Here is a 19,668-nt window from a genome sequence, read left to right as displayed (position 1 = left end):
GGGTGAATTGTAGCGCCGTCCAGCGAGATCCTCCCGCCGCAGCACGCCGCGGGGGGTCGCCGACCTCGTTGTGGGCGCGGGGCGGGAGAATGGTAGCCGCTGAAAGGGCGGTGTGGAGTGGCTGAGAACCCCGGATCATCGACGCCGGAGGACCTGCTCGCGGTGGCCGTACGGATCGCACGGGAGGCGGCCGGCACGGCCCGGCGCATGCGCGCCGAGGCCATCACCGACGTGCAGACCAAGAGCACCGACACGGACGTCGTGACGGCGGCGGACAAGGCCGTGGAGCGCCAGGTCGTGGAGGCGCTGCGGCGCGAGCGGCCGGGCGACGGCGTGCTGGGCGAGGAGTACGGCGACAGCACCGCGTCCACCGGTGCGGTCCGCTGGATCCTCGACCCGATCGACGGCACGGTGAACTACCTGTACGGCCTCCCGCAGTACGCCGTGTCCCTCGCCGCGGAGGTCGAGGGCACAGTGGTCGCCGGCGTGGTGCACAACGCCGCCACCGGGGACGAGTGGACGGCGACCGCGGGCGGCGGCGCCTGGCGCGCGGGACGACGGTTGCACGGCTCGGCGCGTACGACCCTCGACCAGGCACTGGTGGGGACCGGGTTCGGGTACGACCCGGCGCGCCGGGCGCATCAGGGCGCGGTGGTGGCCCAGTTGATCACCCGAGTGCGTGACATCCGGCGGTTTGGCGCGGCGTCGCTGGATCTCTGCATGGCGGCGGAGGGCAGCCTCGACGCGTACTTCGAGAAGGGACTCAACCCGTGGGACCACGCCGCGGGCGGGCTGGTCGCGACCGAGGCGGGGCTGCGGGTGTCCGGACTCGACGGACGTCCGGCCGGCAAGGACATGCTCGTGGCCGCCCCGCCGGCGATCTTCCCGGCGCTGCACGACGTGCTGGTGGAGCTGGACGCCGCAGGCGGCCCCTGACGGCCCGGGGCCGGCGGGGTGCCCCCGTACCGCGGCAGGTCGGGTCGCGGCCCTCAGAGGGCGTCTGAGGGCCGGCGTGGCGGGGTCAGGAGTCCTTCTTGACCGGAGCGGGGCACGCGCCCGGCGGGACCTGCGGCTCGCTCAGCTCGACAAGCGACTGGTTGACCTCTGTCGTGGTCGCGAGCTGCTGGAACCGGGCGCCGATGACGATGTCCACGACCGCGCCCTTGCGCTTGGCGCTGTACTGCGGGTCGGCCTGGTTGAGGAAGTACGCCCGCAGCAGCCACGCCGAGCCGACCGCGTCGGGGCCGTACCGCAGGATGGCGACGCCGTCGAACTTCTTGTTGTTCTCGGCCGGCTTCTGGGTCTGGAAGCGCCGGTTCTTGAAGTCGTTGGTGACCCGGTCGGCGAGGCCGGCCTGGTCGGTGCCGTTGAAGATCCTGACCGTGACCTCCTGCGGGTCGTCCGGCAGCTTCACGTTCGCCATCACCGAGCCCTCGGGGCATCCGCCGCCGGCCACGGCGTCACCCTGGGTGTCGCGGACCAGCGCCACGACGACGAAGACCACCGCCGCGACGGCGAGGACGCCGACCACGACGAGCGCTCGGACGCGCGCAAAGCTCATGGGTGCAGTACTCCCGCCTCGGGTGTGCGTCGTCCTCGATGACGCCACGGTCTGCGGTGAGGTTAGCGTCTGCTCGCCACGCCCGCGGCGTCTGCCCGCCACGCGCGCGGAAAGATCTGCGCCACGCGCGCGGAAAGAGGGAATGTCTCCGGCGCGGCGACGATGATCGACGCTGCTGGGCCCCTACCTTGATGTCGCCTCAGTCACATCGGGAACAATTGGCCGCCCACGGACGTACAAGCGTCCCACGAGGGCGGTAAGGTGCCGCGTTTGCCGGGGCAGTTTCACGAGAGGGTGGGGGCACCTCGGCGGATGGTCGTTTCCCTGCGGTTCAGGTCAGGGAGAAAAGTCCGTCAGAACGGGAACCGATACGTCGTCGCCGGCGTTACTTACGCCAAGTGACACATCGATACAGGAGAGTGAACACCGATGGCCACCGACTACGACGCTCCGCGTCGCGACGAGGTCGACCTCGGCGAGGACAGCCTCGAGGAACTCAAGGCCCGCCGCGCCGACTCCCAGTCGGGCGCAGTGGACGTCGACGAGGTCGAGGTGGCGGAGAGCTTCGAGCTCCCCGGCGCCGACCTGGCCGACGAGGAACTGACCGTCAAGGTCCTGCCGATGCAGACCGACGAGTTCCGCTGCGCCCGTTGTTTCCTCGTGCATCACCGCAGCCAGCTGGCGGTCGAGCGCAACGGGGAACTGATCTGCCGCGAGTGCGCCTGACCCGCGCACCCGTCGCAGGAGACACCCACCCGGTCGTCGCCGACGGCCGGGCGCCGAACGGATGCCGATGTGGCTTACGCGCGGCGTGTGACCCGTGTGCCCGCCGGTCCGGCGGGGTAAAGGGTCACTGACGGCAGACGAACGGGGAGGTCGACCACCATGAGCCGCCCAGAAGAGAACTCGGCACCGACCGCAGAGCCGGGGCGTGAGCTCATGAAGGTCGACCCGGCATCGACGCCGCAGGAGGCGGCAGATGCCGACATCGGCGCCACGGTGGCAGCGCTGACCGCCGACGATCTGGAGCCGGAGAAGCGCCGGCGCCTGCTCGGCCGGCTGGTCGGCGACGTCCGCCGCCGCGGGCTGGGGCAGATGTTCCGGCCGAAGGCGGCGATCCGCTGGATGGCCGACGTCGTGGCCGATGTGGCGCCGCACGTGCCGATCCGCGACCGTGCCACCCTGCTCCGCCACTTCGACGGCCTCGACGGCGACGACCTCGCCGAACGCCTCGTCCGCAACGCTGCCCGGGCAACGGCCGGGGTGGGTGCGGCCGGCGGCGGTGTGGCCTCGCTGGAATGGGTCGTGACGCCCACACTGCTCTCGGCGCCCGTCCTGCTCGCCGCCGAGACGGTCGCCGTGGTCGCCATCGAGCTGAAGCTGATCGGCGAGCTGCACGAGGTGTACGGCCGGCCGCTCGACGGCACCGCCGGGCAGAAGGCGGCCGCGCTGATCCAGTCCTGGTCCGGCGGGCGCGGGGTGAACCCGCTCGTGCCGGGCGTCGGGGTCGCGACCGTGCTGGGCACGGCGGCCCGCAAGGAACTCCAGGCATCGCTGCTGCGCCGCTTCGGGCGCAACCTGACCACGATGGGACCGATGCTCACCGGCGCGGCCGTGGCGGGCTATCTGAACCGCCGGGCCACCCAGAGTCTCGGCGAGAAGCTCATGAAGGACCTCCGCCGCCGCTAACTGCCGCGGGCCGCCAGCAGCGCGGTGGCCAGGCGTACGGGGTCGCGCGTGCTGACCACCCAGAACGGCGTGGGGTCGGCCGGATCGTCGAGCACCACCTGCACCGCTCCCTTGATCCAGGGGCGCTGCACCACGAACGCCAGCGGGTGCGAGCCGACGCCCAGCACCTCGCGCTTGCCGTCCGCGTCCAGGGCGACCACGTCGGCGATGACCGCCAGCGGCAGCCGCGCGTCGTCCACCTGGAACTCCGTCGCCGTCACCGCCACCTTGATGCGCCCCAGCCACCACGGCAGCAGGGCGGAGAGCGAGAGCAGCACGACGAACGGCAGCCAGGCCCGCACGCCGTCGCTGCCCATCCAGATCTCGGCCGCCAGCAGGGAAGCGACACCGAGCGCGGCCGGCCACATCCACCACGGGGCGTGCAGCCGTTCGGCGTACGCCGTGGGCGTGACCGTGCGCGCGGAGGGCTCGGGTGTCACGCTGGTGAGGGTACGGCGCGCCTCCGTCCGCGCCGACGGCAGGATGGCAGGGTGGGTGCGCCCGGCCGCTGCGGCGACCGGCAGCACCACGCCGCCCCGATCCGCTCGACGTGAGGACTTCCGCCGTGGACATCCAGGTCCGACTCCTCGACCCCGGCCTGCCGCTGCCGGCGTACGCGCACCCCGGTGACGCCGGCGCCGACCTGTACGCGGCCGAGAGCGTGGAACTGGCCCCGGGGGAGTGGAAGCTCGTGCCGACCGGGGTCGCGATCGCGCTCCCCGAGGGCTGCGTCGGGCTGGTGCACCCGCGCTCAGGGCTGGCCGCCCGCCTGGGCGTGACGGTCCTCAACGCGCCCGGTACGGTCGACGCCGGTTACCGCGGCGAGATCCTGGTGAATCTGATCAACCACGACCGGGAGAACACCGTCAAGATCTCCCGGGGTGACCGCATCGCCCAGCTGGTCGTCCAGCGGGTCGAGCGGGCCGTGTTCCGCGTCGTCGAGGAGCTCCCCGGCACGGTGCGCGGCGCGGGCGGCCACGGCTCCACCGGCGGCCACGAGGCGCTGCCGGAGCAGGGGAAGGGATCCGCCGAGGCCCCGGCCGTGCCCGGAGCCCGCTGACGGATCCCGCAGGCCGGGCCCGGCGACGGCCCGGCGCAGCAGAAGCTTGAAGATCGGGAAGGTGGCAAGCAGATGTTCTCCCGCAAGCGCGGAGGCCCGCGGCACGTACGCCCGGACGACGCGCCCCAGACGGCGGCCCTCGCCCAGAGCATGGGTGACCTGCCGCCGGCGCCCGAGTTCGGCCCCTGGGACGGCGCGCAGGCGCCCGAGGGGGTCCAGCGTCTCGACCTCGGCAGCCTGCTGATCCCCGCGGTCGAGGGGGTCGAGGTGCGGGTGCAGGCCAACCCGGACGGCGGGGTCGAGCAGGTCGTGCTCGTGCACGGCAACAGCGCGCTGCAGGTGGGCGCGTTCGCGGCGCCGCGTACGGAGGGGATCTGGGACGAGGTCCGCGAGGAGATCGCCGCGGCGATGAAGGCCGACGGCGCCGCGCCGCTCGAGCTGGAGGGGCCGTACGGCGTCGAGCTGGCCGCGCGGGTCAACACGCCCGAGGGCCCGGCGGACGTCCGCTTCGTGGGCGTCGACGGGCCGCGCTGGATGGTCCGGGCGCTGTTCCAGGGGCTGGCAGCCGCGGACCCGAGCCAGGAGGGCGTGCTCGGCGAGTGCCTGCGCGGCCTGGTCGTCGTCCGGGACAACGAGGCGCGCCCGGTGCGTGAGGCTCTGCCGCTGCGGCTGCCGCGGGAGATGGCGCAGGCCGCCGAGGAGCACGTCCACGAGCACGAGGACCCGACGCCGCCGGACGTGGCGCGCAACCAGCAGATGCCCGGCACGAACGGGCGCCACGCGCGCTGACCGGGCGCTCGGCGATCGACTCCGTCCCCGGTGACCTAGGTCACCGGGGCGCTTCCGGCGTACCGTGGAGTTGCGGTCCCTGCCCACACTGGGGCCGTCCGCCGGTACCCCCGCCGACGGGTTCCCCGTTGCTGGCCGACAGAGGTGGCAGAGGGTCATGACGACCGATCAACGCACCGGCCTGCGCCGGTTCTTCGAACGGCTGACCGCCTCCGAGGAGGAGCTGGACGCCGAGGAGCTGCAACGCGACAGCGCCAAGTGCGGAGCGATGCCGGCCGGGCAGTGCCGCCGGGGCCAGGTCGTCTCCGTGTCGGGGCGGCTGCGCACGGTGGCGTACACTCCCCGCACCAACCTGCCGACGCTCGAGGCGGACCTCTGGGACGGCAGTGACGTGGTCACGCTCGTCTTCCTGGGCCGGCGCTCGATCGTGGGCATCGAGCCGGGACGGCAGCTCACCGCGCGCGGCCGGATCGCGATCCGGGACGACCGCAAGGTCATCTACAACCCGTACTACGAGCTGGAGGCGCCCCGGTGACACCCGGCAGCGAGCCCCGTCACGCCGCGCACGAAACGGTCGAGGAGCGGGTCGCCGAGGAGGTTGTCGAGGAACTCGATCTGCACCCGGTGCCGGAGCCGGAGGACGCGGACGAGCCCCTGCCCTCGATGAGCGAGCAGATCTCCGAACAGCTGGGCGGGGTGCGCGGGCTCATCGAGTCGAGCGTCCCGGTGCTGGCCTTCGTGGTGCTCAACGTGGTGCTCGGTGACGCCGGGCTCGATCTGCCGAAGAAGACCGCCCTGTACTGGGCGATCGGCGGCAGCGTCGGCTCCGCGCTGGCCATCGGGGCCTACCGGCTGAGCCGCAAGGAGCCGATCAGGCACGCGGTCAACGGCATCTTCGGCATCGCGGTGGGCGCATTCCTGGCGTGGCGCACCGGCGACGCGAAGAACTTCTACCTGCCGGGCATCCTGCTCACGCTGGGCCAGGTGGTGCTGCTGATCGCCTCGGTCGCGGTCCGCCGGCCGATCATCGGGTACGTGTGGGGCGTGCTGGCCAACGGCGGCAAGCACGACTGGTTCGACAACCCGCGGCTGTTCCGTACGTTCCAGTGGCTGACCCTGGTCTGGGCCGCGTCGCTGTTCGTCCGCGCCGGCGTGCAGGGCTGGCTCTACCTCGCCGACCAGGCCAACGCGATCGGCATCGTGCGCGTGCTGATCAGCTGGCCCATCTACGCCGCGACGTTCGCCTTCACCGCCTGGGCCGTGCACCGGGTGACCTCGGCCCAGGCGGCCGAGCAGGAGACGGCGGCCGAAGCCGCCTGACGGCCCCGGCCGGCGGCTTGAGCCGCGCCCAGGACAGGCCCTAACCGAGGTCGCCGGTCTTGCCGAGGACGACCGCGCGGACGGCGTCCTCCACCTCGGTCGTACACACGAAGATCAGCTCGTCGCCCGCCTCCAGCGGGTCGTCCGGGGTGGGCACCAGCACGCGCTTGCCGCGCAGCACCGCCACCAGCGCCGAGTCCCGGGGCATCGGCACCGAGCGGACCGGCTGGCCCACGTACGGCGCGTCGGCCGGCAGGGTGATCTCCACGAGATTGGCCTCGCCCTGGCGGAACGTCATGATCCGGACCAGGTCGCCGACCGTCACGGCCTCCTCGACCAGCGCCGCCATCAGCCGCGGCTTGCTCACCGCGACGTCCACACCCCACTGCTCGGTGAAGAGCCACTCGTTCTCGGCGCGGTTGACCCGGGCCACGACCCGGTTCACGGCGAACTCGGTCTTGGCGAGCAGCGACACGACCAGGTTGGCCTTGTCGTCGCCGGTGGCGGCGATGACCACGTCGCAGCCGGCCACGTCGGCCTCCTCGAGGCTGCTGACCTCGCACGCGTCCGCGAGCACCCACTCGGCCTCGGGCACCCGTTCGGGGCGCAGCTGGCGGGGCTGCCGCTCGATCAGCATCACCTGGTGACCGTTGCCGATCAGCTCCTGGGCGATCGACCGGCCGACGTTGCCGGCGCCCGCGATGGCGATCCGCATCTCAGTGACCCCCCACCCCGGCGCTCGCGGCGGCCGCGAGCACGTCGTCGACGATGTCGTCGGTGACCAGCACGAACACCTGGTCGCCGTCCTGGATGACGGTCGAGGGCGTGGCCAGCGAGCCGATGCCGAACCGCATCAGGTACGCCACCCGGGCGCCGGTGACGTCCTCCAGCGCCTTGACCGTGCGGCCCACCCAGTCGCGGTGCAGTGGCGCCTCGACGATGGAGACGGCGCTCGTCGGGTCGCGGAACACCTCGACGGTGCCCTCGGGCACGAGGTGGCGCACCATCCGGTCGGCGGCCCAGCGGATCGTCGCCACGGTCGGGATGCCGAGCCGCTCGTAGACCAGCGCGCGCCGCGCGTCGTAGATGCGGGCCACCACGCGGGAGACGCCGTACGTCTCGCGGGCCAGCCGGGCCGAGATGATGTTGGAGTTGTCGCCGCTGGAGACCGCCGCGAAGGCGTCCGCGCGCTCGATGCCGGCCTGGCGCAGCACGTCGCGGTCGAAGCCGATGCCGGTCACCGTGATGCCGCCGAACTCCGCCCCCAGCCTGCGGAAGGCGTCGGAATTCTGGTCGATGATCGCGACCGAGTGGCCGCGGGCGTCGAGTTTGTGGGCCAGCGTCGAGCCGAGCCGGCCGCAGCCCATGATCACCACGTGCAAGGTTCCCAGCCTTCCCGCTGATTGCGTACGTGCAGAGCGTCCCATGCCCGCGCGACCGGCGCTGGCCGGGGCGGCCGACGGCGTGGCGGATACCGCCGTACGCTTGGCGCTTGTGGCAAGTTCGACGTCCCTAGCCAAGCGCCTGCTGCTCGGCCGGCCCTTCCGGTCCGACAGGCTGCAGCACACGCTGCTGCCCAAGCGCATCGCGCTGCCCGTGTTCGCGTCGGACGCGCTCTCGAGCGTCGCGTACGCGCCCGACGAGATCCTTCTGACGCTGTCGATCGCCGGCGCGGGCGCGTTCGTCTACTCACCGTGGATCACGCTGGCCGTCGCGGTGGTGATGGTCACGGTCGTGGCCAGCTACCGGCAGAACGTGCACGCGTACCCGTCCGGTGGCGGCGACTACGAGGTGGCCACGGTCAATCTCGGGCCGCGCTTCGGCGTGGCGGTGGCCAGCGCGCTGCTGGTGGACTACATCCTCACGGTCGCGGTGTCGGTCAGCGCCGGCGTGTCGAACCTGGGCTCGGTCGTGCCGTTCGTCGCCGAACACAAGATCGGCATCGCTATTGCGGCGGTGGCACTGCTGGCCTCGCTGAACCTGCGCGGGCTGCGGGAGTCGGGCACGGCGTTCGCGATCCCGACGTACGCGTTCATCATCGTCATCGTCGGCATGATCCTCACCGGCCTGATCCGGGTCTTCGTCCTCGGCCAGGATCTGCGGGCGCCCAGCGCCGATCTCGCCATCGACGCCGAGGCGCATCACCTGACCAGCTTCGCGTTCGTGTTCCTGCTGCTGCGTACCTTCTCGTCCGGGTGTGCCGCACTGACCGGCGTGGAGGCGATCTCCAACGGAGTTCCCGCGTTCAAGCCGCCGAAGAGCAAGAACGCCGCCACCACGCTGCTCATGCTCGGCGGCATCGCGATCATGATGCTCGTGGGCATCATCATGCTGGCCAGGGCAACCCACCTGCAGTACGTCGAGGACGTCTCCCAGATCCTCACCGGTCCGCCCGACTACGTGCAGAAGACGGTGACGACGCAGCTGGCGGAAACGGTCTTCGGCAGCGGGTCGATCCTGCTCTACCTGGTCGGCGCGGTCACCGCCCTGATCCTGTTCCTGGCCGCGAACACCGCCTTCAACGGCTTCCCGGTGCTCGGCTCGATCCTGGCTCAGGACCGGTACCTGCCGCGCCAGCTGCACACCCGAGGCGACCGGCTCGCCTTCAGCAACGGCATCATCTTCCTGTCCGTGGCCGCCATCGTGCTCATCGTGGCGTTCGACGCGGAGGTCACCCGGCTGATCCAGCTCTACATCGTCGGCGTCTTCGTGTCGTTCACGTTGTCGCAGGCCGGCATGATCAGGCACTGGAACCGGCTGTTGCGGACCCAGCGCGATCCGCTGAAACGCCGGCAGATGTTCCGCTCGCGGGCGATCAACACCTTCGGCATGGCCATGACCGGCGCGGTGCTGATCGTCGTGCTGATCACCAAGTTCCTGCTCGGCGCGTGGATCGCCATCGCCGGGATGATGGTCATCTACGTGCTGATGCTCGCCATCCGCAAGCACTACGTCCGGGTCGCCGAGGAGTTGCAGCCCACCGAGGAACGCCCGGTGCTGCCGTCCCGGAACCACGCGATCGTGCTGGTCAGCAAGGTGCACATGCCGACCCTGCGGGCGGTGGCGTACGCGCAGGCCACCCGTCCGGACACGCTGACGGCCGTGACGGTCAACGTGGACGACAAGGACACCCGCAAGATCCAGGCGGAGTGGGAGCGGCGGCAGATCCCGGTGCCGCTGACCGTCGTGGACTCGCCGTACCGGGAGATCACCCGCCCGATCATCGACTTCGTCAAGAGCGTGCGGCGCGGGTCGCCGCGCGACGTGGTCACCGTCTTCGTCCCCGAGTACGTCGTCGGCCGCTGGTGGGAGAACCTGCTGCACAACCAGAGCGCGTTGCGGATCAAGGGACGGCTGCTGTTCGAGCCGGGCGTGATGGTGACGAGCGTGCCGTGGCAGCTGCGCTCCAGCCAGGACCGTGACCTCGAGCGGCTGGACCGGGACCTGAGCCGGGCGCCCGCGCGGGGGCCGCGGACCCGGCGGACCGACATGAACTCGTCGGCCGCCGCGCCGGGTGGCGCCCCCGCGGCCGAGACGCACACCGAGCCCGCCGCCACCGGGGCGGACGAGGCCCGGTGAGCTCCCCGTACGGCATCGAGGACCTGGTCGAGGGTGACCGTGTCGAGCTCGTCGTCGGCGCGCCGGCGCACGGTGGGCACTGTGTGGCCCGGATCGGCGACGAGCACGGCCGGGTGGTGTTCGTACGGCACGCGTTGCCGGGCGAGCGGGTCACGGCCGAGATCACCGAGCTGCACCGCGGATACCTGCGCGCGGAGGCGGTGGCCGTACAGCAGGCGTCGCCGGACCGGGTCACGCCGCCCTGCCCGTACGCCCGGCCCGGTGGTTGCGGGGGCTGCGACCTGCAGCATGTCGCCCCGGCCGCGCAGCTGGAGTGGAAGGCCGCGGTCGTGCGGGAGCTGCTCGGCCGCATGGGCGGCCTGAGCGCGACCGAGCTCGACGCCCTGGGGGTACGGGTGGAGCCGCTGCCCGGCGGCCCGCTCGGGTGGCGCTCGCGCATCCGGTACGCAGTCGACGCCGCCGACCGGCCCGGCCTGCTCAAGCACCGCTCCCATGAGGTCGTGCCGATCGACCGGTGCCGCATCGCGCACCCGCGCCTGCAGGAGCTCGACGTGACCGCACGGCGCTGGCCCGAGGTGGCCGCGGTGGAGGCGGTGGCGTCCACCGGCGGCGATGTGAGCGTGCTGGCCCGGCGGACGGGCTCGGTGGTGGCCACGCGGTCCGCCGGCGAGGCTGCTCCGGCGACGGGCGACTGGCTGCTGGACGAGGTGCACGGCGGCGACCGGGCGCTGCTCGACGGGTCCGCCGAGGTGCGCGAGCTGGCCGGCGGCCGGGAATGGCATGTGCCGGCCGAGGGCTTCTGGCAGATTCACCCGGCCGCCGCGGACACCCTGGTCACCGCCGTCCTGGAGATGCTGCGCCCGGCGCCCGGCGAGGTCTCGTGGGACCTCTACGGCGGCGCGGGGCTGTTCGCCGCCGCCCTCGCCGAGCGCACCGGGGCCCGGACGACGGTGGTGGAGTCGTCCCCCATCGGCGTCGCCGCGGCCCGCCGCAACCTCGCGGAGCTGCGGCAGGTGGAGGTCGTCGCCGCGAAGGTGGACGTCGCCCTGGCCCGCCGGCGGGTCGCGGGCCCGGTCGACGTGGTCGTGCTCGATCCGCCCCGGACGGGGGCCGGCGCCAAGGTGGTACGGGCGGTCGCGGCGGCCGGTCCGCGGGCGGTGGCGTACGTGGCCTGCGACCCGGCCGCCCTGGCGCGGGACGTCAAGACGTTCGCGGAGCTGGGGTTCCGGGTGGCGGCGCTGCGGGCGTACGACTGTTTCCCGATGACGCAGCACGTGGAGTGCGTGGCGCTGCTGGAGCGCTGAGGGTGGCGGGTGGTGCATCGATGGTCATGACTCCTCTGCCGCATGCTGTGACCCGGGTCGCGATCCAGCGAATGTGCAGGTTTTGTGGAGGAGGTCGCAGTAGCCGTTCGCGCCGGATGCGTACGGGCTCCGCGCCGATAGACTGACTCCTCATGAGCGAGCGCAGTGATCAGACGACGACCGGCATCCTCGGCACGATCGCCACGCCGGGCGACCTCAAGCGTTTGAGCCCTGAGCAGCTCACCCTGCTCGCCGCCGAGATCCGTGACTTCCTGGTGGCCAAGGTCTCGCGCACCGGCGGGCACCTCGGCCCCAACCTGGGCGTGGTGGAGACGACCCTGGCGCTGCACCGGGTCTTCGACTCGCCGCGGGACCGGATCCTGTTCGACACCGGGCACCAGGCGTACGTGCACAAGATCGTGACCGGCCGGCAGGACGGCTTCGACCTGCTGCGCCAGCGTGGCGGCCTCTCGGGGTACCCGAGCCGGGCCGAGAGCGAGCACGACCTCATCGAGAACTCGCACGCCTCCACCGCGCTCTCCTACGCCGACGGGCTCGCCAAGGCGTTCACGCTGCGCGGCGAGGACCGGCACGTGGTGGCGGTGGTCGGCGACGGCGCGTTGACCGGCGGCATGTGCTGGGAGGCGCTCAACAACATCGCCGCGGCGAAGAACAAGCTGGTCATCGTCGTCAACGACAACGGCCGCTCGTACGCACCGACGATCGGCGGCCTGGCCGACCACCTCTCCACGCTGCGCCTCAACCCGGGCTACGAGCGCGTGCTCGACCTGGTCAAGAACGCGCTCGGCTCGACGCCGGTGGTCGGCAAGCCGGCGTACGAGGTGCTGCACGCGGTCAAGAAGGGCATCAAGGACGCGGTCAGCCCGCAGCCCATGTTCGAGGACCTGGGGATCAAGTACATCGGCCCGGTCGACGGCCACGACCACCAGGCCATGGAGTCCGCGCTGCGGCGCGCCAAGGGCTTCAACGCGCCGGTCATCGTGCACGCGGTGACCCGCAAGGGCTACGGCTACCGGCCCGCCGAGGACGACGAGGCCGACTGCCTGCACGGCCCGGGTGCCTTCGACCCGCAGACCGGCGCGCTGACCGCGAAGCCGTCGGTGAAGTGGACGCACGTGTTCGCCGAGGAGCTGGTCGCCATCGCCGACGAGCGCCCGGACGTCGTCGGCATCACCGCCGCCATGGCGGAGCCCACCGGCATCGCCGCGCTCGCGAAGAAGTACCCGGCCCGGGCGTACGACGTGGGCATCGCCGAGCAGCACGCGGCCACGTCCGCGGCCGGCCTCGCGATGGGCGGCCTGCACCCGGTCGTCGCCGTGTACGCGACCTTCCTGAACCGCGCGTTCGACCAGGTCCTGCTCGACGTGGCGATGCACGAGCTGCCGGTCACGTTCGTCCTGGACCGCGCGGGCGTCACCGGCCCCGACGGCCCGAGCCACTACGGCATCTGGGACATGAGCGTCTTCGGCGTCGTTCCCGGGCTGCGCATCGCCGCCCCGCGCGATGCCGCCACGCTGCGCGAGGAGCTGCGCGAGGCGGTCGCCGTGGACGACGGCCCGACGATCGTGCGGTTCCCGACCGGTTCGGTCGCCGCCGACCTGCCGGCCGTGCGCCGCGCCGGCCCGGTGGACGTGCTGCACGAGGGCGAGCGCAAGGACGTGCTGCTGGTCGCGGTCGGCGCGTTCGCCAAGCTGGGCATGGACGTCGCCGAGCGGCTAGCCGAGCAGGGGTACGGCGTCACGGTCGTCGACCCGCGCTGGGTGCGCCCGGTCCCGATCGAGCTCGTCGGGCTGGCCGACCGGCATCGCCTCGTGGTGACGCTGGAGGACGGCGTACGGGCCGGCGGCGTGGGCGAGGCCGTGGCCGCCACCCTGCGCGACGCCGGCGCCGACGTGCCGCTGCGCAGCTTCGGCGTGCCGACCGGCTTCCACCCGCACGGCACCCGGGCCGAGATCCTGGCCTCACTGGGGCTGACGGCGCAGGACGTCGCGCGCGACGTGACGGAATGGGTGTCGAAGCTCGAGGAGGCCTCGGGCGAGCGCCAGCCGGCGTCGTAGCCGCCGCCGGGCGCGCGTTTTCGTTATAAAGCCGTTACCTTTGAGGGTATGGCGGCGGAGACGGTTCAGGGTCCGACGGTAGTCATCGACCTGGGACTCGCGCGCGGCGAGCCGGACGAGTACGCCGCACCCACCCGGTCCACGGTTCCGGACTGGTTCGCGCCCGTCATGGTCGCCGTCCTGGTGCTGTTCGGCTCCACCGCCTCGGCCGCCCCGCCGCCGCCCGCGCTGACCCCGGTTCTGTCGATGCGGGTGGGGCCGGCGGATCCGTACACGCTCACCGGCGACGGCACCCTGCTCGCGCAGAGCCTCGGGGTGCTGGCGTCGTACGACCTGGGCGACGGGCACCTGCGGTGGCAGGCCGGCTCGGCGATGCCCACGTTCCGGCTGCGGACGGGGCACGGGCTGGTCCTGCTGCGCCCCTTCTCCGGCAACCCCCGCATCGACCCGGGCACCACGGCGATCTCGCTGGACAACGGCTCCTCCCGGTGGCGGCGCTCCGGCAGCATCGTCACGGTCGCCGGATCCTCCACCCTGCTCGCCGTCTCCAACGTCCGCAGCTTCTCCGGCCCCGGCCGGCGCGTCCAGGGCTCGGTCGAGGCCGTCGACCCGGCCACCGGCCGCAGCTCGTGGACGGTTCCGGTGCCGTCCACCGCCGTGCTGACGGGCGTGCCCGGACCGGCCGAGTACCCGTGGCGGATGCTGCTGGTCCACGACGACCGCACCGCCGCGGTGCACGACCTGGCCACGGGCGCCGAGCTCGCCCGCGTGCAGTTGCCGGCCGCCGATTACGGGCCGGACAACCCGGTGCTCTCGGGCGGCCTCCTGCTGCTGCGGCACCCCACCCTGGGCGGCCGCATGGTGTCCGCGTTCGACCCGGTGACGTTGCAGCGCCGCTGGACCCGCCCGGCCGGGTACGCGTTCGGCGTGACCGGCTGCGGCGCCCTGGCCTGCCTCGCCGGCCCGGACGGCGTCCGCGCGATCGAACCCGCCGACGGCACGCTGCGCTGGTACCGCCCGGCGTGGCGCAGTGTCGAGCAGCGCGGCGGCCTGGTGCTCGCGTACGGCAGCCCGGACGGCGACAACGATCCCGTGGGCCTGATCGACCCGGACACCGGCGAGGTACGCACCGATCTGGACGGCTGGCGCCCGGTCGCCGGTGCGGGCGGCGGCGATCATCTTCTCGTGACGCGAACGGTGAACGCGGGTGCCCGTACCATGGTCGCGGTCGCCGCCCCGGACGGCGCGGAACCGGAGCTCCTGGCCGACCTCCCGCCGGGCACCGGGGACTGCCAGGCCGTGCCCGCCCGGCTGGTCTGCCGGTCGACGTCGGGTGACCTCACGGTGTGGGCCTACCAGCGGAAGGGATAGGCGTGGCGCTGATCGAGCTGAGCCCCGAGACGCCGGCTCCGCCCGACCCGCCCGCCGCACCGCCGGCGTACGTCTACCGCCGCTTCGGTCTCGCCCTGGCCGTCCTGCTGACCCTCGCCCTCGGCGGCGCGGCCCCCGCCTCCTCGCTGCTCTGGCAGCGCACCGGCCGCGTGCCGACGCCGGTCGGCACGGATCTGCAACTGATGGGCGGGCGGCTCTACTCGCTCGACTTCCAGCAGCAGCCGCCGGTCGTCACCGCGTGGTCGGCGGACCCGGTGCGACGGCTCTGGAGCACGCCCGGCCCGGCGGGCACCGAGGAGGAGCCGTACTTCCTCTCCGCGGCGACAACGGACGTGGTGATGATCAACGTCCGCCGGTCGACGACCGTGCTGGACGCCCGGACCGGGTCGGTGCGGTGGCGCTCGGACACGCCGCTGCAGCGTCTCGACGACCGGACCGGGCTGGTGCTGCGGGAGGACTTCCGTCCCGGCACCGAGTACGACGTCGACACCGGCGCCCCCGGCCGGCTGTACGGCAGCACCACCGAGGAGCTGCACACCGAGCCGGCCCGCAGCACCTCGCTGGACGGGGTGGACCTGCGCACCGGCCGGCGCATCTGGTCCGCCTCGGTGCCCGGGTCGATCTCCACCGCCTTCATCGGCGGGAAGATAGTCGTGCTCTCCGCGGACCGGCTGAGCGTACGGTCGCCCCGGGACGGCGCCGTGCTGCGCGAGCGGGTCGTGCCGCGGGTCGGCGGTCACGGCCCGGTGTGGGGCGAGGCCGTCGGCGACATCCTGCTCGTGCACTACGGCGGCTTCGGGGAGGGCGGGCCGGTTGTCGCGTACGCCGTGGACACGCTGGACGCGCTCTGGCAGCAGTACCAGCCGGACCCGCAGGGCAGCGCCGCCGCGTGTGCCGGGCTGCCGTGCGTACGCAGCCGCACCGAGGTGAGCGTGGTGGACCCGAGGACGGGCCGGCTGCTGTGGCGGGCCGACCCGGACACCGACCTGCTCGCCTTCGGCCCCGGGTCGGTGCTGGTGGTCCGCGGCCAGACCAGCCCGATGCGCTCCGTCGACCGGGCCACCGGGCGGGTGCTGGCCGACCTGGGCCGGTGGCGCGGATACGTCGCGGTCCACGACGAGGCGTACGTGCTGACCCGGACCGAGACGGACGGCAGCACCAGCGTCGGCATGCTGCGCGCGGGTCGTACGGCTGTGCAGCCGCTCGGACGCGTCCGGCAACCCACCGGGCAGTGCCAGGCCGACGACGAGTTCGTCGCGTGCCGGGTGGGCGAAGCGGTGGACGTGTTCCACTACCGCGCCTGACGACGACCGCGACGGTCGCCGCCGGACGTGACGTGGCGCACAATGACGGCGTGGGGGACGTGGTCATCGACCTCGGCGACCTGCACGACCAGCAGCCGTCGCCGCCCGCGCCCGTGCGCCGCCGCCCGTTCCCCTTCCGCGCCGCGCTGGCCGTCGCCGGGGCCGTGCTGCTCCTGCTCGTCTCCGGCTCGGTCCCGCGGCTGCCGCCGGCCACGCCCACCATCCTGCCCGCCCGCCTCGGCGACACCATGTTCGTCGAGAAGGACCGGCTGCACCTGGTCAGCGCCCCGGCGGTCGGCTGGGTCACCGCGGAGCAGAGCCGGGTCGTCAGCACGTACGCGCTGCCCGAGGGCACCCTGCTGTCCCGCACGACGGCCACGGTGACCGGCGGGGTCCTCAGCGTCACCGAGGCCGGCGGCGCGATCCTGGTGTCGTACCAGGTGGACACGCTCGGCTCGGAGGCCACCGTCGCGGTCGAGGCCGGCACCGACCGGGCCCGGTGGCGGGTGCCCGCCCGGCTGCTGAGCGTGTCCCGGGACGGCGACGTGGCGCTGCTGCGGGAGAACACGCCCCAGTCCGGCCACCTCGACTGGTACGGCGTCGACCTCACCACCGGCCGCAACCGCTGGGTGCTGCGCCAGCCGATCCTCGGCTACACCACGGAGGCCGGCTACGCCGACGGCTTCCCGGGCCGCCTCGTGACCGCCACCGTCACCGGTCACCTCGAGGCGCGCGACACCGTCACCGGCCGGGTCACCGCCACCCTCGACGTGCCCGCGCCGCCCACCTGGTCGCGGCGGGGCATCACGGTCTGGCCCGCGGGCGACCTCGTGCTCGTCGGCGGGCTGGGCGGGGTCACCGCGTACGCCCTCGGCGATCTGCGGGAACGCTGGCGCAACAACCTCGACCTGTCCGGCCGGTGGGTGCAGCCGGAGTGCGCGGGGGCCATCTGCCTGTTCGGCTATCGCGGCGGCGTCCAGGTCATCGACGCGCTGACCGGCGCCTTCCGGTGGTCCAGCGATCGGTGGACGTCGGCCGAACCCACCGGCCGCTACCTGCTCGTCACCGGCGGCGAAGGGCTGGAGGCGCGGTACCCGCTCGCGGTCGTCGACCCGGTGACCGGTGAGGTGCACGGCGACTTCGGCGCGTGGCGCTCCGCCGGGGAGGTGCGCCCCGACGGCACGGTCATCGGGTTGCGGCAGCGGATCGGCGACGACGTCGTCTGGTACGCCGCGCTCGACCCGGGGACGCTGACCGTACGCGTGCTCGGCAAGGCCACCGGGGTCTCCGGCGACTGCCAGGGCGCCGGTGCGGTCCTGGTCTGCCGGCGCCTCGACGCGTCCGTCGGCATCTGGCCCCTGACCGATCCGGTGACTCCCCGGTAGCCTGCACTTACGGCCTCTTAACGCGGCAGCGACGAAGCTGGGCGCCGGGCTGACACGATTTCGACAGGAGCCGCGGGTGCGCGTGCTGGTGGTGGAAGACGAACGCAACCTCTGCGACGCGATCGCGCGGGGGCTGCGGCGCAAGGGGATGGCGGTCGACGTCGCGTACGACGGTCTGACCGGTCACGAGATGGCGTACGTGACCCGCTACGACGTGGTCGTGCTGGACCGGGACCTGCCCGGCATGCACGGCGACGAGATATGCGCGGCCCTGGTCGAGTCGGGCGCGCTGACCCGGGTGCTGATGCTGACCGCCAGCGGCACGGTCGCCGACCGGGTGGAGGGCCTGCAGCTCGGCGCCGACGACTACCTGCCCAAGCCGTTCGCCTTCGACGAGCTGGTCGCGCGCGTGCAGGCGCTCGGCCGGCGCGCCACCCCGGCGGCCCCGCCCGTGCTCACCGCCGGCGACCTCGTCCTCGACCAGACCCGCCGGGTGGTCACCCGCGGCGGCGCCCCGATCGAGCTGACGAACAAGGAGTTCGGCGTCCTCGAGGAGCTGCTCAAGGCCCGCGGGGGCGTGGTGTCCAGCGAGGAGCTGCTGGAACGCGTCTGGGACGCCAACACGGACCCGTTCACGACGACCGTCCGGGTCACCGTCATGACCCTGCGCAAGAAAGTCGGGGATCCGCCGCTGATCGAGACCGTGGTGGGCGCCGGATACCGCGTGCCCGAGCCGGTCATCGTCACGCCCGCCGGCGGTCCCGCGTGACCGTGTACGCCGGCCGCCAGGAACGGCTGGGGCTGCGGCCCACGCTGCGGCTGCGGCTCACCCTGCTCAACGGCATCCTCCTCGTCGGCGCCGGCGCCATCCTCGTGCTGCTGGCCTGGCTGCTCGTCGGCGACGCGCTGCACCCGGCGGACGAGCTGCAGCCCGGCACCCAGGTCGTGCTCTCCAACGGCGAACGCCTCGACGCGCTCACCTGGCAGACCCAGCTCGTCGAACGCGCCTCGCAGGAGTTGCTGGTCAAGGGCCTGGTCGCGCTTTTCGCCATCGGCATCATCGGCATCGCCGGCGCGTACGCGGTGGCCGGCCGGGCGCTGCGGCCGCTGCACAACGTGACCGCGACGGCGCGCCGCCTCGGCGAGGAGACCCTCGACGAGCGCATCCGCTACTCCGGCGCGGACGACGAGGTCGCCGAGCTGGCCCGCACCTTCGACGCGATGCTCGACCGCCTCGCCGGCGCCTTCGAATCCCAGAAACGCTTCGTCGCGAACGCGTCGCACGAGCTGAGGACGCCGCTCGCGGTGATGCGTACGGAGATCGACGTGACGCTCAGCGACGACGAGGCCGACGTCGCCGAGTACCGCCGCATGGCCAAGGTCGTCCGCAACGCCTCGGAACGCGCCAACGGCCTCGTCGACGCGCTGCTCGTGCTGGCCCGCAGCGAGGCGCAGTCCGGCCGCCGCCTGGTCCGCAAGGTCCCGGCCGACCTGGCCACCTGCGTCTACAACGCGCTCTCCGCGGTACGCGCCGAGGCCGAGCGGTTGAAACTCGAGGCGACCTCCGACCTGCAGGCCGCCAACGTGGTCGGCGACCCCAGCCTGCTGGACCGGCTCGCCGGCAACCTCATCGAGAACGCGATCCGGTACAACCACCTGATGGGCAAGCTCTGGCTGCGTACGGAGAACGTGGGCGGCCAGGCCCGGCTGGTGGTCGGCAACACCGGCTACGAGGTGGACCCGGGGGACGTTCCGGGGCTGTTCGAGCCGTTCCGGCGCGGGGGCTGGGAGCGTACGGGGTCGCGCGGCTCCGGGCTGGGATTGTCGATCGTCCGCGCGGTGTGTGACGCCCACGGCGGGACGGTGTCGGCGGTGGCCCAGCCGGGCGGCGGGCTCGAGGTCACGGTGAGCCTGCCGGCCGCCGACACGACCCCGGTGGTCGCGGCGACGGCCACCGTGCCGAAGACCAAGGGCCTCGGCATCGCCCACGGCTGACGTGCCTCGCCAGGCGGCCGCACGGCCGTCGGGCCGGGCGGCCCGGGCTCACGGCGGCTGCCAGGCCGCGGCCGGGGGTCACGCGCCCGCCGGGCCTGGGTCACGCCGGCCGCCGGGCTCGCGGCTCGCCGGGCTCGCGGCCGCTCGTCGGCGGCTGCCGGTGCGGCGTCCGG

The 19,668-nt window shown here is 73.1% G+C and carries 19 protein-coding genes; 15 read left to right on the top strand and 4 right to left on the bottom strand.

Annotation, left to right across the window (positions count from 1 at the left end):
- Positions 1–117 precede the first annotated feature (117 nt).
- On the top strand, positions 118–936 hold the full coding sequence (locus AB0K03_RS04795; RefSeq protein WP_364680483.1) for an inositol monophosphatase family protein: 819 nt from the start codon (positions 118–120) through the stop codon (positions 934–936).
- Between the two features lie 85 nt (positions 937–1,021).
- On the opposite strand, the gene AB0K03_RS04790 is transcribed toward AB0K03_RS04795, so the two are convergent.
- Complete coding sequence (locus AB0K03_RS04790; protein ID WP_364680481.1) at positions 1,022–1,561, bottom strand: LytR C-terminal domain-containing protein; 540 nt, start codon at positions 1,559–1,561, stop codon at positions 1,022–1,024.
- Positions 1,562–1,990: 429 nt separating this feature from the next.
- On the opposite strand from AB0K03_RS04790, the gene AB0K03_RS04785 reads away from it, so the two are divergent.
- Complete coding sequence (locus AB0K03_RS04785; protein ID WP_023561654.1) at positions 1,991–2,287, top strand: DUF4193 domain-containing protein; 297 nt, start codon at positions 1,991–1,993, stop codon at positions 2,285–2,287.
- Between the two features lie 213 nt (positions 2,288–2,500).
- Positions 2,501–3,250, top strand: a complete 750-nt coding sequence (locus tag AB0K03_RS04780; RefSeq protein WP_364680741.1) for a hypothetical protein — start codon at positions 2,501–2,503, stop codon at positions 3,248–3,250.
- Here the strand turns inward: AB0K03_RS04780 and AB0K03_RS04775 are convergent.
- Positions 3,247–3,729: a DUF3093 domain-containing protein gene (locus tag AB0K03_RS04775; protein WP_364680478.1), complete on the bottom strand. Its 483-nt coding sequence runs from the start codon at positions 3,727–3,729 to the stop codon at positions 3,247–3,249. The genes AB0K03_RS04780 and AB0K03_RS04775 overlap by 4 nt on opposite strands.
- Positions 3,730–3,854: 125 nt before the next feature.
- Between AB0K03_RS04775 and dut the strand changes: the two genes are divergently transcribed.
- The 4 genes from dut to AB0K03_RS04755 all read left to right on the top strand — a co-directional run bounded on the left by dut (position 3,855) and on the right by AB0K03_RS04755 (position 6,458).
- A complete protein-coding gene (gene dut / locus AB0K03_RS04770; protein ID WP_364680475.1) occupies positions 3,855–4,349 on the top strand; it encodes a dUTP diphosphatase in 495 nt (164 codons plus the stop codon).
- Positions 4,350–4,421: 72 nt separating this feature from the next.
- The gene (locus AB0K03_RS04765; protein WP_364680472.1) at positions 4,422–5,138 is read left to right on the top strand and encodes a DUF3710 domain-containing protein; all 717 of its coding nucleotides are present in this window, start codon (positions 4,422–4,424) and stop codon (positions 5,136–5,138) included.
- A 157-nt stretch (positions 5,139–5,295) separates the two neighbouring features.
- Entirely contained in the window at positions 5,296–5,673 is a 378-nt protein-coding gene (locus AB0K03_RS04760) for an OB-fold nucleic acid binding domain-containing protein (protein ID WP_199511010.1), read from the top strand.
- Positions 5,670–6,458 (top strand): DUF3159 domain-containing protein, encoded by a 789-nt coding sequence (locus tag AB0K03_RS04755; RefSeq protein ID WP_364680469.1) that lies wholly within the window; start codon positions 5,670–5,672, stop codon positions 6,456–6,458. Before AB0K03_RS04760 ends, AB0K03_RS04755 begins: the two co-directional genes overlap by 4 nt.
- Before the next feature lie 40 nt (positions 6,459–6,498).
- On the opposite strand, the gene AB0K03_RS04750 is transcribed toward AB0K03_RS04755, so the two are convergent.
- Together AB0K03_RS04750 and AB0K03_RS04745 are read right to left on the bottom strand one after the other, a co-directional pair.
- The gene (locus AB0K03_RS04750) at positions 6,499–7,173 is read right to left on the bottom strand and encodes a TrkA family potassium uptake protein (RefSeq protein ID WP_364680468.1); all 675 of its coding nucleotides are present in this window, start codon (positions 7,171–7,173) and stop codon (positions 6,499–6,501) included.
- A gap of 1 nt (position 7,174) precedes the next feature.
- On the bottom strand, positions 7,175–7,840 hold the full coding sequence (locus AB0K03_RS04745) for a TrkA family potassium uptake protein (RefSeq protein ID WP_364680465.1): 666 nt from the start codon (positions 7,838–7,840) through the stop codon (positions 7,175–7,177).
- 112 nt (positions 7,841–7,952) lie between these two features.
- On the opposite strand from AB0K03_RS04745, the gene AB0K03_RS04740 reads away from it, so the two are divergent.
- The 8 genes from AB0K03_RS04740 (at position 7,953) to AB0K03_RS04705 (ending at position 19,495) form a co-directional block, all read left to right on the top strand.
- Positions 7,953–10,037 carry an APC family permease gene (locus AB0K03_RS04740; RefSeq protein WP_364680464.1) on the top strand — a complete coding sequence of 695 codons (2,085 nt, stop codon included), beginning with the start codon at positions 7,953–7,955 and terminating at the stop codon, positions 10,035–10,037.
- Positions 10,034–11,341 (top strand): TRAM domain-containing protein, encoded by a 1,308-nt coding sequence (locus tag AB0K03_RS04735; RefSeq protein ID WP_364680461.1) that lies wholly within the window; start codon positions 10,034–10,036, stop codon positions 11,339–11,341. The genes AB0K03_RS04740 and AB0K03_RS04735 overlap by 4 nt, the downstream gene beginning before the upstream one ends.
- A 152-nt stretch (positions 11,342–11,493) precedes the next feature.
- On the top strand, positions 11,494–13,419 hold the full coding sequence (gene dxs, locus AB0K03_RS04730; RefSeq protein ID WP_364680458.1) for a 1-deoxy-D-xylulose-5-phosphate synthase: 1,926 nt from the start codon (positions 11,494–11,496) through the stop codon (positions 13,417–13,419).
- Between the two features lie 48 nt (positions 13,420–13,467).
- Positions 13,468–14,790, top strand: coding sequence for a PQQ-binding-like beta-propeller repeat protein (locus tag AB0K03_RS04725; RefSeq protein ID WP_364680456.1), 1,323 nt, complete (start codon positions 13,468–13,470; stop codon positions 14,788–14,790).
- Positions 14,791–14,792: 2 nt separating this feature from the next.
- Positions 14,793–16,115, top strand: a complete 1,323-nt coding sequence (locus AB0K03_RS04720; RefSeq protein WP_364680454.1) for a PQQ-binding-like beta-propeller repeat protein — start codon at positions 14,793–14,795, stop codon at positions 16,113–16,115.
- 50 nt (positions 16,116–16,165) lie between these two features.
- Positions 16,166–17,500: a hypothetical protein gene (locus tag AB0K03_RS04715; protein WP_364680451.1), complete on the top strand. Its 1,335-nt coding sequence runs from the start codon at positions 16,166–16,168 to the stop codon at positions 17,498–17,500.
- Positions 17,501–17,576: 76 nt separating this feature from the next.
- Positions 17,577–18,269, top strand: a complete 693-nt coding sequence (locus tag AB0K03_RS04710; protein ID WP_364680449.1) for a response regulator transcription factor — start codon at positions 17,577–17,579, stop codon at positions 18,267–18,269.
- Positions 18,266–19,495 carry a HAMP domain-containing sensor histidine kinase gene (locus AB0K03_RS04705; protein WP_364680447.1) on the top strand — a complete coding sequence of 410 codons (1,230 nt, stop codon included), beginning with the start codon at positions 18,266–18,268 and terminating at the stop codon, positions 19,493–19,495. The genes AB0K03_RS04710 and AB0K03_RS04705 overlap by 4 nt, the downstream gene beginning before the upstream one ends.
- Positions 19,496–19,668: the final 173 nt, after the last annotated feature.

Source organism: Actinoplanes sp. NPDC049316 (genome assembly GCF_040677315.1).
Classification (GTDB): Bacteria; Actinomycetota; Actinomycetes; order Mycobacteriales; family Micromonosporaceae; genus Actinoplanes.
The sequence above is the reverse complement of the archived record's forward strand: the minus strand, read 5'-3'. Positions and strand labels throughout refer to the sequence as shown.